13 protein-coding genes are annotated in these 12,924 nt (G+C 53.1%); 8 read left to right on the plus strand and 5 right to left on the minus strand.

From position 1 onward, the window contains the following. Positions 1 to 76: 76 nt before the first annotated feature. From OEV49_07845 to OEV49_07870, 6 genes are all read left to right on the plus strand, one after another. Complete coding sequence (locus OEV49_07845) at positions 77 to 1,099, plus strand: hypothetical protein (protein ID MDH3890984.1); 1,023 nt, start codon at positions 77 to 79, stop codon at positions 1,097 to 1,099. Between the two features lie 106 nt (positions 1,100 to 1,205). Beyond that, positions 1,206 to 1,883 carry a metal-dependent hydrolase gene (locus OEV49_07850; protein MDH3890985.1) on the plus strand — a complete coding sequence of 226 codons (678 nt, stop codon included), beginning with the start codon at positions 1,206 to 1,208 and terminating at the stop codon, positions 1,881 to 1,883. 81 nt (positions 1,884 to 1,964) lie between these two features. After that, positions 1,965 to 2,189 carry a hypothetical protein gene (locus OEV49_07855; GenBank protein ID MDH3890986.1) on the plus strand — a complete coding sequence of 75 codons (225 nt, stop codon included), beginning with the start codon at positions 1,965 to 1,967 and terminating at the stop codon, positions 2,187 to 2,189. Positions 2,190 to 2,237: 48 nt separating this feature from the next. Next, positions 2,238 to 2,882, plus strand: a complete 645-nt coding sequence (locus tag OEV49_07860; protein MDH3890987.1) for a class I SAM-dependent methyltransferase — start codon at positions 2,238 to 2,240, stop codon at positions 2,880 to 2,882. 17 nt (positions 2,883 to 2,899) lie between these two features. Then, positions 2,900 to 3,652 carry a class I SAM-dependent methyltransferase gene (locus OEV49_07865; protein ID MDH3890988.1) on the plus strand — a complete coding sequence of 251 codons (753 nt, stop codon included), beginning with the start codon at positions 2,900 to 2,902 and terminating at the stop codon, positions 3,650 to 3,652. A 190-nt stretch (positions 3,653 to 3,842) separates the two neighbouring features. Then, positions 3,843 to 4,259: a hemerythrin domain-containing protein gene (locus tag OEV49_07870; GenBank protein ID MDH3890989.1), complete on the plus strand. Its 417-nt coding sequence runs from the start codon at positions 3,843 to 3,845 to the stop codon at positions 4,257 to 4,259. A gap of 889 nt (positions 4,260 to 5,148) precedes the next feature. Here OEV49_07870 and nifJ read toward each other — a convergent pair. The 3 genes from nifJ to OEV49_07885 form a co-directional block, all read right to left on the minus strand. Next, positions 5,149 to 8,775, minus strand: a complete 3,627-nt coding sequence (nifJ, locus tag OEV49_07875; GenBank protein ID MDH3890990.1) for a pyruvate:ferredoxin (flavodoxin) oxidoreductase — start codon at positions 8,773 to 8,775, stop codon at positions 5,149 to 5,151. A gap of 55 nt (positions 8,776 to 8,830) precedes the next feature. After that, positions 8,831 to 9,385: a dCTP deaminase gene (dcd, locus tag OEV49_07880; protein MDH3890991.1), complete on the minus strand. Its 555-nt coding sequence runs from the start codon at positions 9,383 to 9,385 to the stop codon at positions 8,831 to 8,833. 79 nt (positions 9,386 to 9,464) lie between these two features. Beyond that, positions 9,465 to 9,908 carry an Rrf2 family transcriptional regulator gene (locus OEV49_07885; GenBank protein MDH3890992.1) on the minus strand — a complete coding sequence of 148 codons (444 nt, stop codon included), beginning with the start codon at positions 9,906 to 9,908 and terminating at the stop codon, positions 9,465 to 9,467. 244 nt (positions 9,909 to 10,152) lie between these two features. Between OEV49_07885 and cobO the strand changes: the two genes are divergently transcribed. Both cobO and OEV49_07895 read left to right on the plus strand, forming a co-directional pair. Beyond that, the gene (cobO, locus tag OEV49_07890) at positions 10,153 to 10,701 is read left to right on the plus strand and encodes a cob(I)yrinic acid a,c-diamide adenosyltransferase (GenBank protein ID MDH3890993.1); all 549 of its coding nucleotides are present in this window, start codon (positions 10,153 to 10,155) and stop codon (positions 10,699 to 10,701) included. Next, the gene (locus OEV49_07895) at positions 10,698 to 10,889 is read left to right on the plus strand and encodes an NAD-dependent epimerase/dehydratase family protein (GenBank protein MDH3890994.1); all 192 of its coding nucleotides are present in this window, start codon (positions 10,698 to 10,700) and stop codon (positions 10,887 to 10,889) included. The genes cobO and OEV49_07895 overlap by 4 nt, the downstream gene beginning before the upstream one ends. A gap of 51 nt (positions 10,890 to 10,940) precedes the next feature. Here OEV49_07895 and OEV49_07900 read toward each other — a convergent pair whose 3' ends face one another. Then, complete coding sequence (locus tag OEV49_07900; GenBank protein ID MDH3890995.1) at positions 10,941 to 11,441, minus strand: transposase; 501 nt, start codon at positions 11,439 to 11,441, stop codon at positions 10,941 to 10,943. A gap of 235 nt (positions 11,442 to 11,676) precedes the next feature. Further along, positions 11,677 to 12,558, minus strand: a complete 882-nt coding sequence (locus tag OEV49_07905) for a TIR domain-containing protein (GenBank protein ID MDH3890996.1) — start codon at positions 12,556 to 12,558, stop codon at positions 11,677 to 11,679. Positions 12,559 to 12,924: the final 366 nt, after the last annotated feature.

The following is a 12,924-nucleotide window of genomic DNA, read 5'->3' on the forward strand; positions in this document are numbered from 1 at the left end:
GCGACCGTCTTACGTTATACATACGCCGGTTACGGCCGTTCAGTATCGTTGGACACGACATTATGTAAGGTTGATTTTGAACGATAGATCAAAGAAACGCGGACACGCCATCGCCCTGTTTTCAGGCGGATTGGACTCGGCGCTGGCCATTTTATTAATGCTCAACCAAGACATTGAGGTGACCGCTCTGACCTTCATGACCCACTTCGGTTGCGATCTGGGCGATCGCTCATCGTGTGGCTCCGATCCTTACCCGGCGGCGGAGAAGTTCGGGTTCAATGTCAAGCTGATGCACCTGGGTGAGAAGTTTGTCGACATCGTTAAGAACCCGCAATTCGGCCGGGGCAAGAACATGAATCCATGCACCGATTGCCGGGTATTGATGCTCAGCGAAGCGCGCGAGTTCATGGAGATGTCCGGCGCCGACTTTGTCGTCACCGGTGAAGTCATGGGCCAACGACCTATGTCGCAGGTCAAGGACAAACTGTTCCTCACCATCAAACACTCGGGGCTCAAGGGAAAACTGCTGAGACCGCTCTCGGCCAAACTGCTTCCGCCGACCGACGCCGAGCTGAGCGGCATGGTTGATCGGGAACAGCTCGAAGGAATCAGCGGACGGAGTCGCAAGAGACAGATGGAGCTGGCCCAGCAGTTTGGTCTTGATGACTACCCCTCACCTGCATCCGGCTGTCTGCTTACAGACGCCGCTTATTCGGGACGGCTGCGTGACTTGTTGGGGCACTCGGAGCGGATTACTTTCGACGACCTCAATCTGCTGCGAGCCGGGCGTCACTTTCGGTTGAGTCCCAGCCTGAAGATCATAGTCGGTCGCCACGAAAGTGACAACCGGGCGATCGCTTCCTGCGCCAGACCCGAACACATTCGGCTGGAAGCGGAGGAGATCGGTTCACCTGTCACATTACTAATCGGCGAGGCAAGTGAAGAGTCAATCGAAAAGGCGGCCGCAATTACAGCCCGCTACAGCTCCGCGCGCCACGAACCACAGGTCGAAGTTACCGTGACTTCCGAGCAGGGCCGGCATCGTGTCAAGGTGCAACCGGCCACCGCCGAACAGCTGGGAGCGGCGCCGGTGGGCTGATTGTGTTTTTGTATCGCCGCCCAGCCAATTATTGACAAATTGGGATATACTGGTTTTCTTGCCGGGTGATTTGCTTTTGAATTTTTCCAGCCCGGAGGAACCAACAATGCCGCAAGTACGATTTCTCGGACACTCCTGTGTCACCATTACGGAAGGGGAGCACCGACTGATAATCGATCCCTTTCTGACCGACAACCCACAAGCGACGGTGAGCGCCGATGACATCAAGGCCAACTACGTGCTCGTCACTCATGGCCACGGCGACCATGTGGGCGACAGCGTCGCTATCGCCAAGCGCAACGGCGCAACAGTGATCGCTAACTTCGAATTGGCCAACCTGATCGCAAAAGATGGCTGCGAAATCCATCCTATGCATATCGGTGGCAGATTCGACTTCGATTTCGGCAGCGTTAAACTGACTATCGCTCACCACGGCGGCGGCTATGGCGAGGATGCCTCACGCTACACCGGCCCGCCGGTTGGTTTTCTGGTGACAATAGGTGGGAAGTTGATCTACCACCCGGGTGACACCGGTCTGTTTTACGACATGAAGCTGATCGGCGACATGAACAAAATCGACCTGGCTTTTCTGCCGATTGGTGACAACTTCACGATGGGCATCGACGACGCCGCCAAGGCCGCCGAGTTCCTGCAGGCCAAAAAGGTGGTGCCATTTCACTATAGCACCTGGCCGGTAATTGAGGGCAGCCCGGATGAATTCGCGGCCAAGGTAACTTGCTCGGAGGTTGTAATCCTGAAACCGGGTGAGTCATTGGAGCTTTAGCCGTTGAATTCCCGACTGACTGCCGGAGTATACAGTTCATCGATACACCGACCGAAAACGTCAGTTCGAAAGGCGACAGGTATGAGTGAACAAGACACGGCTGACCCGATGTCATGCCCACGGTGCAGGACCTCTCTTGAGTACGTCGGCACCAAGAAATTCCACGAAGGCACCAACTGGGGATTCTTCGGAGAAATCGGCGAGTTGTTCGTCAAGAAACAGCACTTTGACGTCTATGTCTGTTCACGATGCGGACGCGTGGAGTTGTTTGTAGACGGCATTGGCGAGGAATTCCGGCCACATTAAAACGAGCCGGAGTGCGCTTGAGACTCTGTTTAACGGAGGTACGTTGTAGTGACCGAGAATTCCGAAAAACCTGAGTGGTCGTTTGACACCTGGGCCGAGACCTATGATCAAGAAATAGCAACCGGCAACAGTTTCGACCGTTACGCAGACATTTTGGCCGCTGTGGTCGAGGTTGCCAATATACGACCAGGCTCGCAGGTACTCGACATCGGCGTCGGGACCGGTAACCTGGCCCTCCTATGCGCCGAATTGGGCGCCAGGGTCGTTGGGTTGGACCCATACAAGGGCATGTTGGCCAAAGCGGAAATCAAACTGGCCGGACACTCGGACGTGCGCCTGGCCTGGTGTGAAGACCCCTTCTTGTCTTTGCCCTCCGACGATGCATCTTTCGATGCGATAGTCAGCACCTTCGCTTTTCATCATGTACTGCACGAAGAAAAACCGGCGGCAGTGCAGGAACTCAAAAGAGCGCTCAAACCAGGCGGAGTAGTTTCTATCGGCGATCTCATGTTTGAAAACGCTCAGGCTGAAACCGCCGGGCTGAAGGAGCACGACTGGTTGGATGAGACTGAGTTTTTCTCCCGAATCGACGAGTTGAGCGACATGTTTGCCGAAAACGGAATGGAACTGATTTGTCAGCAGTTCACACCCGTGGCTTGGGTCGTGCACGCCACGAGGTCGAAAGAAAGCTGAGAATAGGACCTTCACTTATGAGCAAAGACAAACCCTGGTACGAGCGGGAAGATTTCTGGGAAGACACCGAATCGCTGATATTCGGTGAGAAACGTCTCGAACAAGCATCCGACGAGATGGAACAAGTAATTGCGCTGATGAAACTCGATCCCTCGATGAAAATACTCGATATGTGTTGCGGTGTCGGCAGACACACAATCGAACTGGCCCGTCGCGGCTTTGACGTGACCGGTGTGGATCGGACACAACGGTATATTGATCGAGCTGCCGCGCAGGCGGAGAAACAACAACTCGAAATCAGGCTCGTGTGTGAAGACATGCGCAACTTCTGTGAACCGGAGAAGTTTGACGCGGCTATCAATCTGTTTACATCGTTTGGATACTTCGATGATCCGGCCGACGATAAACTGGCGGCCCTGAATATCTACAACTCTCTGAAACCGGGCGGCGTGCTGCTCATGGAAATGGGCGGCAAAGAAACCCTGGCCCGTATCTTTCAGCCAAGAGACTGGTACGAACAGGAGGATGGAACCATTATCCTCGAAGAGCGCAATACTGCCAGGGACTGGAGTTGGATGGAGAACCGTTGGATTTTACTCAAAGGGGACAAGCGCATAGAGCAACATTTCTGCCACCGTCCATACTCCGCGACTGAGTTGAAGAATCTACTTTTGGATTGCGGTTTTAGTACCGCGCAGGCGTTCGGTAGTTTGGAAGGTTCGCCATACGATCATGAAGCCAAGCGCTTGGCAGTGTTGGCTCGCAAGTAGACGGTGGGAGAGACAAGTCGGTTCACCCTTCGACTCTGCTCAGGGCGCGGTTCTTATGCGATTCAAGAATAGGCTCTGGGAGTCGACATTATAAGCATAGGAACCGGGCTCGCCATTGCGTGAAAGTTCAGTCGTTCAGGCTCTGGTTAAGAAACAACCGTAACCAGTAACATGAGTGAGGAAACCCATCATGGCATTGACTGATAACTTAGTTAAGCAGCACGCCGACCTGGTCAGGCTTGTCGAACAGATCTCAGCCCATCTTGAGGTGGACAAAGTCACCAACGAAACCGACGAAATCTCAGACCTGTTGTCCCAGTTGGCCGGTAAGCTGACCATGCATCTGGCCATGGAGGACAAATCTCTGTACCCGAAGCTGCTCGGACACCGCGATGACAAAGTCAAACAGGTGACACAAAAGTACATCGATGAAATGGGCCAGTTGGCCGAAGCGTTTCAGAATTACCTTGAGAAATGGCGCGGTGCAAGTGCCAAGCGTGACAACGCTCAGGGGTTCATCGATGACACCAAGGCAGTGTTCGGCGCCTTGGACAAGCGGATCAAGTCTGAGAACAGCGAATTGTATCCACTGGTAGAATCCTGTTAGTAGTCGGTAGCGGAAGCTCAGACCGTAGGTCGAAACCCCTGTGGTTTCGACATCACGCGCTTCGCGTGATTCCTTGGTATTGTCTTGTCTCTCCAGGAAGTCGAACCTTCGCCTTGCGTTACGTGCACGGCAGATGTCCACATCTGCCGATCCGGTCACCCTGAGCGCAGTCGAAGGGTGACAGGGAAACCTGTTTCTCGCACTTCGTGCGCTGTCATCAAACTTACAATATTGCGGCAGGTCTTGCGAATCATGCGTACCGCGTGATTTGTGTGACCTGCCGCTTTTGTTTAGCCGGTATTCATGTTGCAGGTGCAGTCAGGCGACTCGCCTGACTGTCCTTGGATAGCTCAGGGTGTCGGGCGAGGTCGCCCTACACCACTTGAAAGACGGACATTTTCGTGCACGGCAGATGTCCACATCTGCCGATCCGGTCACCCTGAGCGCAGTCGAAGGGCGACAGGGAAACCTGTTTCTCGCACTTCGCGCACTGGCCGAAGCCCTCATTACGATGTCAGAAAATTCGCTGCGAAAGAAGTGATTTATCACCTCATGCTGAGCGGAGTCGAAGCATGAACGATTAGAAAGACTCACCCTTCGACTCTGCTCAGGGTTAGATTGGCAATTATGCAGTAGGGCGCCACCGCTAAGGGGGTGCCGCCCCGCGGGGATCTACGGTACGAGCCGCCATTTAATTAACAGATGAAAAGTTGAAAGCGGGCCGCCTTACGACGACCCGCGTGTTACATTCAACGTAGGGCAGGTCTGTCCTCAGTCCTGCCGACAAAGGCGGGTTCACGCCGCGGCGCGCAGGCGAAGACGTACCCGCCCTACTTGTTTTGTTCTGTATTGGTACCCCACCCAACGGGTGGGTTTGTTTTGTCCGAAGCTACCCTTCCACCTTCGCTGATGACCAGTCCATCGCAGCCAGTTGAGAGTACAGGTTCCAGCGACGGTCCACATCCTGCTGGCCCAGTTTCAGCAGATCGCGCGCGCGCTCCGGGTGGGAACCTTTGAGCTTTCGAAAACGACCCTCGGCATAGGCATAATCTTCAAACGAAATTGACGGCGCCTTACTGTCCAGTTGCAATGGGTTCTCACCCTTGGCGATGCGGTCCGGGTGGTACCGATAGAGCAACCAGTGGCCGGACTTGACAGCGCGGTTCTCGGCTTCGAGTCCCAATGACATATTGATACCGTGGGCGATGCAGTGGCTGTAGGCGATGATGCACGATGGACCGTTGTACGCTTCGGCTTCGGCGAACGCCTTGACCGTCTGGTTGTGGCTGGCCCCGATCGCAATCTGCGCGACATAGACGGACCCATACGACATCAGCATCATGCCGAGGTCTTTCTTGGAACCCTGCTTGCCGGAGGCGGCGAATTTGGCCGTTGAGCCGCGCGGTGTCGCCTTGGACATTTGGCCGCCGGTGTTGCTGTATACTTCAGTGTCCAGCACCAACAGGTTGACATTGTCGCCGGAGGCCATGACGTGGTCGAGACCGCCGAACCCGATGTCGTAGGCCCATCCATCACCACCGATTCCCCAGACAGATTTATTGACCAGGAAATTGGCCACGTTTTGCAGGGCGGTAACGCGGTCGCTGGGGGGCAAGCCGCGCAGTTTGTCCATCAAGGCGGTAACCCGTCCGCGTTGCGATTCGATTCCTTCCTGGGAAGATTGGTCGGCGCCTGCAAGATCATCGTACATCTCGGGGATAAGTTCACGCACCATTTCAAAGGCATAGGTTTGCAGCCGGTCGGCGGTCAGACGCATGCCCATAGCGAACTCGGCACAATCTTCAAACAGCGAGTTCGACCAGGCCGGTCCCAGCCCATCGGCCCGTACCGCAAATGGTGTCGTCGGCAGATTACCGCCGTAAATCGAACTACATCCGGTGGCGTTCCCGCAGATGGCCCGGTCACCATACATTTGAGTCATTAGTTTCACATAGGGTGTCTCGCCACAGCCGGCGCAGGCGCCCGAGAACTCAAAAAGCGGTTTGACGAACTGGGAACCTTTGGTGGTGGCAACGTTGTACAGGGCCGGATCGGTCTCCGGGAGTTCGTCAACAAAGAAGGCCCAGTTCTTCGCCTCGACTTCACGCAGCGGCGCCTGCGGAGCCATGTTGATAGCTTTGCGCTCGGTCTTCTTGCCCTTGTCATCTTTGACATAGGCCGGGCAAGCGTGCACACATATCTCACACCCGGTGCAGTCTTCGGGCGCTACCTGGAGACTGTAGAACATTCCCTGGTGCGGTTTCATGGCTTCGATACTCTTGAACCCGCTGGGAGCATTATTCAGATGTTCCTTGTCGTACAGCTTGGGTCGGATGGCTGCATGCGGACAGACAATCGAACAGACGTTGCACTGGATACAGGCTTTTTCCTCCCAGACAGGTATCTCGACGGCGATATTTCGTTTTTCCCATTGTGTCGTCGCGGTGGGATAGGTGCCGTCATCGGGAAAGGCCGAGACCGGCAACTGTTCACCACGTCCGGCTATGATCTCGGCGGTGACATTGCGAACGAATTCGGGGGCATGCTCGGGCACGGTTGGCGGCATCCATAGTTTGCTGTCTGCCGTGCCGGGGTAGTCGACACTATGCAACGCATCCACAGCGCCGTCGACAGCGTCGTTGTTCATCTTGACAACCTTCTCCCCCTTGCCGGCAAAGGTCTTCCGGTTTGCATCTTTGATTGCCTGCTTCGCTTGGTCCTTGGGGAGAATCTCGGAGATCATGAAGAAAGCAGTCTGCATAATCACACTGATATGCTCACCGAGACCAAGTTCTTTGGCGAGTGAGAGAGCGTCAATTACGTAGAATGCAGCCTCTTTGTCGATTATCTGCTGCTGAACCTCGCGCGGCATTCGGTCCCAGATTTCATCGGGCCCGAACGGCGAGTTCAAGAGGAAGGTCCCACCGTCGCACAGTTTGGACAGCATATCGTATTTCTCCAGGAAGGAGAAGTTGTGACAGGCGACAAATTGTGCCGAAGTAACCAGATAGGGCTTACGAATCAGGTCCTTACCGAACCGTACATGCGAGACGGTCACGGCCCCGGCCTTCTTGGAGTCGTAAACAAAATAACCCTGGGCGAAGTTGTCGGTGTTTTCGCCGATGATCTTAATCGAATTCTTGTTGGCGCTTACAGTGCCGTCGGAACCGAGACCGTAAAACATTCCGCGGAAGTTCTCACCCTCAAGATCGAACGAAGTATCCAGAGCAAGTGAAGTCCGAGTGACATCGTCATTGATACCAACGGTGAAGTGGTTCTTGGGTGTATCACTCTTCAGGTTGTCGAACACCGCCTTGGCCATGGGAAGATTGAATTCCGCCGATCCGAGTCCGTAGCGACCGCCGATCACCAACGGACGGGTCTTTGGACGCGGCCAGTCGTTGTCGTATGCTTCGCTTAGCGCCGACTGCACATCGGTGTACATTGGTTCACCGACCGCGCCCGGCTCTTTGGTGCGGTCGAGGACGGCGATCTTAGTGACCGTGGACGGTAGTGCGGCGGCAAATGCCTCGGCCGAAAACGGTCGGTACAACCTCACTTTGAGCACACCCACGCGTTCATCACGCTCCATGAGTTCCTCGACGGTCTCGTGCACGACTTCAGCGCCGGTGCCCATGACAACGACTAGATGCTCGGCCTCGGGATGTCCTATATAGTCAAAGAGATGATACTGGCGACCTACACCGGCTGCAAATTTGTCCATCTGTTCCTGGACGATCTCCGGCGTCGCTTCATAGTACTTATTGATCGTCTCACGCGACTGGAAGAAGACGTCCGGGTTTTGCGCTGTACCTTTAATAGTAGGATTGTCCGGTGACAGAGCGCGCAAGCGGTGTTGGGTAATCAGGTCTTCCGGCAGCAGGTCACGCATATCCTCGAAAGTTATCTGCTGGACTTTCTGTACCTCGTGTGAGGTCCGAAAGCCGTCAAAGAAATGCACGAACGGCACCCGACTCTTAAGGGCCACAGCTTGCGAAATCAAGGCGAGGTCCATCACCTCCTGCACCGAGCCGGAGGCGATCAAACCGAATCCGGTGGTACGGGTGGACATGACATCGGAGTGGTCACCGAAAATCGACAGCGCATGGCTGGCCACGGCGCGCGCCGTAACATGGAACACTGTCGGCGTAAGTTCACCTGCGATCTTGAACATATTCGGTATCATCAGCAAGAGACCCTGCGACGCGGTGAAGGTGGTGGTAAGCGCGCCGGTGGTCAGAGCACCGTGCACGGCGCCGGCCGCACCTGCTTCAGATTGCATCTCGACCACGTTGGGTACACTGCCCCAGATGTTCTTCTCCCCCCGAGCCGACTTCTCGTCGGCTTCCTCGCCCATGTTTGATGAAGGGGTTATGGGATAAATGGCTATCACTTCATTCGTGGCGTGTGCTACATACGCGGCCGCCGTGTTGCCGTCGATTGTCACCATCTTGCGTCGGAGCGTATTATTCGTCACAGTCTCTTGCTCTATAGTCTGAACGTTCTCGTCGGTCATTGGAAGCTTCCCGTCTTGTCTTCGTAAAACTTGTTGTCCATTTATTATCGGCTGGTTAGTCCGGTTTTGAGATTGTAATCTCTCTTTGTGCCTGGTACTTGCCGGCTTTGTCACGATACGAGTTTATGCACTCCTCTGCTGCCTCCAGGAACACCAGTTGGGCGATTCCCTGATTGGCATAAACACGGGCCGGAACCGGTGCACTGTTGGTGAGACTGATCGTGGCGTAGCCCTCCCACTCCGGCTCGAATGGAGTGACATTGACTATGACACCCATCCGGGCATAAGTCGATTTGCCGAAGCAGATAGTGAGGATATCGCGTGGAATCTTGAAGTACTCAATAGTGCGCCCCAGAACGAATGAGTTGGGCTCAATCAAAATCGAGTCTGCCTTAATATCTCTGTAATCTTCCGGTCGGATTCCAGCCGGGTCAAGCTCCTTGATATTGGCAGCGTCGAGGATTTTGAACTCGTTGGATAAACGAAAATCATATCCATAAGAAGATGTACCAAAACTGATACCGGTACGCACCTGAGATGCAGCAAACGGCTTGATCATCTCATGTTCACGCACCATATCTATGATCCATCGATCCGGTTTTACGGGCATGGTTGCAACTTTCTCTTTCAACCGTTCTTTACCAGCCCGGAAGATACGGAGCAAACCGACAGATGTAAACTAAATACGTCTAATTGGCTACTTTCACCCCCGGCTCGACCTGCTTGGCCCGTTCCATCGCCACCAGGTCCTCCAAAGTGTGACCGGTGAAAACATCAAGCATCTGCTTCTCGGCGGTGGCCAACAAGTCGCGCATAGCACATTGAGATGCACGCGGACAGCTGTCGGGATCCGGAATACACTTCGTCAGGTGATATGGTCCCTGAATCGATTCAAGGACATCCTTGACGGTAATATCACAAGGCGACTTGGCCAATGTGAACCCACCCCGAACGCCTCGATGCGATCTTAGAATACCGGACCGCGAAAGGGCCTGGAAAATCTTCGCCAGAAACTTCTCAGGTATTTCTCTGGCTTCAGAAATCTCAGAAAGAGGTGTAACCTTGCCCTGACCCTTGTCGGCCAGATGCAACACCCCTTGCATCCCGTATTCCTCAGCTTTTGTAAACTGCATAACGACCTTTCTGCAAACTGCGCCGTCGATCATTAACAAGCCGGTTAAACACGGCCTGTAATGACTGTTTTTAACTTCGCCGACAATATACTCCAAATTGACCGTCCGTCAATAGGAATTCGTGACTTTTTTCACAAAATATCACTTTTTTTTTGATAAGAATATGCTGATAATAAAAGGTCTCTTGCGTTTTGTTTTAAGTTTAGTTATTGTAATAGCATGAGTTACAAAACAGATTGCTGCCATGGTTGAGAAAAACGGAACAAGCACCGGATTAAAGATTGTCTATACCGGCCAGGGTAAAGGGAAAACCACGGCTGCCTTGGGTATGTGCGTCAGAGCCGTTGGGTATAGATGGAAAATCTGTTTGATCCAGTTTGTCAAAGGCAGCTGGAAATATGGTGAATTGGAGGGGCTGAAACGCCTCGAACCAAATCTGCAGCTACATGTCGTCGGCGAGGGGTTTGTCGGCATTGTAGATGATGACAAGGACATTGAGGTACACAAAAAGGCAGCGGCTGATGGATTAGCATTGGCCACTGACAAGATCAAGTCAGGCGACTTTCAACTGGTCATCCTGGACGAGCTAAACGTTGCCTTGAAACTGGGGTTGGTCACCGACGATCAGGTTCGCGAGTTACTATCGGCATGTCCTGACAGGCAGCACCTCGTGATCACCGGACGCGACGCGCCTCAGTGGTTGATCGATCAAGCCGACCTGGTCACCGAAATGACTGAAATCAAACATCCGTTTCAGGACGGCATCCCAGCACAAAAAGGTATTGATTGGTGAGAGTCGGTGTAACCGGCTCCACTGGTTCTCTCGGTGGTCATTTGATCAAAAGGCTGCTGGCCGAGGGAAACAAGATCAGGGCATGGGTTCATCGCAACAACCCTGAGCCGACGTCCGACTCTCAAAAAGTCGCTTTGACTGGCTCTGTCGGCGACATCGATAGTCTGACTTCGGACCCGCCACTGTAGCCATTCTTGTAGGGCGGGTCCGTCTTCGAACCCGCCATCTTGAATGGCCAATCACTCTCCATATACATCATTATCTGCGCTCACGCCTCCCTCTCCCCAATCGGCATCGTAATGACCCGCACGCCGAAATCCATGGAATGAAGAAAACCGCCACTGTTTCGTAGAACCAACCAAACCATGCTTCACGGGATTGATATGAACGTAATCCACATGGCGAGCCATATCTTCTTCCGACCTAATAATGTGATCCCAATATCTATGCTGCCATATTCCGCCATCAGCCTTGGACAGTCGACGCCATTGAAGTGCGAATGAGAGTTTGATGCGCTGCACGATCGCAGAGATATCTCCATCGGGACTGTCGATGATAGCATGAAAATGATCAGGAAGGACTACCCAGGCAACTACGGTGAAACGGGATTTGCGTTTTGCTTTCCTTACAGCACGAAATAGCAGACCGACGTGTCTATCGAGCACAGGCTGCCTATTGGCTGTTACACATGTTATGAAGCAGCATTGACCCGGTTCATAGTATCGCAGCAGTTTTGACATACTGACAAGATAGGGTCTGACCCTGACAGAACATGTCAGTCATTCTCTGAGTGAGCGGGAGAAAGTAGGGCGGGTCCTACGTCAAAGATTCCAATGTAGGGCGGTTCTGTATGGTCTTGTGCTGGGCTAAAGTAGGGCGGGTCCGTCTCAAAAAACCGCTATTGGATTACCTCTTCATGTAGGGCGGGTCCGTCTTCGAACCCGCCATTAAACACTGTCGCGTTACGTTCCCTGATCAATTGTCGGCGTTAAGCAAATCAACTCGTTGCTGGATGTACCGTGCAATATCAGCCGGGTTATGATCTCGGCCGTCAATGTATCCATCGGTTTTTAACACTCCATCGACATGGCCGTCATCCATTCTGACGTACATGACCCTTTTGTTCTCGCGTTCCATTATGATCTCTTTGATTGCCCGGAATTCGATGCCACACCACTCTTTATTTTGAAAATCGCTACACAAGAAAGCCACGACCAGCTTGGAACGGTTACGATAAATGTCTTGTAGCAAATCATCAAGAGACGGCATGGCAAGTTGTGAGGTGAAGTTCTGGTCGTAGAAGCATGAATCTGGTCCGATTATGCTCTCAAGCTCGACGGCCACACTTCTCACGAATTCGCGTATTTCACCGGGGAACGACAAGGCTACATCGAATTCTTGTTTTGTTATATCAACCGCCTTGGTTGCGGTGCGTGCCCAGGGTGGCAATATGATGTCTCTTGATCGCAACTCAGTGGCAAGGTCTATGTCTTTGACGGCCCAATGTGTCCTATTCATTTCCCAATTGAGAATGTCGAGTTCAAAGGCCAAATTCTTCTCTAGATCCCATCCGGTGAGGAACTTGTCCAATTCTTCAGTTTCATATTCAATCTTAGCCTTCCCTTGGCGTTTGGTTAGGTCGCGTAGGCGGCCAAACTTCGGTGCTTTGTTACACGAAGACTCGTAAGCAAATATACAGGGAAGGCGTAGCAGTTCAATAATGTCTCCGGCGGTCAAGTCACCGTATCGTGCGGTAATTGCTGCGTCGGTGTACTCGCATAAACATCTATTCAGCTCAAGAAAGTACGGTTCACTCTCCCAGTCTTCTTTGTGTCCAGAAACGAAAAGGTTGTACATTGACGAGTGTCTTCCTATATCTCCTGCCGTATCGCCCGAAGGCCAGCTTCCGCCAGTCCCTGGAAAAGTAGTCTGACGTCTGCCATTCTTTCGTCTGGCTCCTTTGTTGGGACACATGATAACACAAATCTAGGCTCTAAGAAAGCAAAAGCGGCGGGTTCGAAGACGGACCCGCCCTACAGGAGACAGAAACCGTGCCGATTACCACCAGATTGCGCCTGCACGTCGGCTTGTAAAAGGACCAGACAATGACTACCAAAGCAAAACAGACCGCCGCAAGTATCACCGCCCTACGTGCAAGACTCAGATTCAATACTACATCCGTTGAGCAAACTTAAAAAGGGCACAAACGAACCCATTTGCACA

Source organism: Candidatus Zixiibacteriota bacterium (assembly GCA_029860345.1).
Taxonomy (GTDB): Bacteria; Zixibacteria; MSB-5A5; order GN15; family FEB-12; genus JAJRTA01.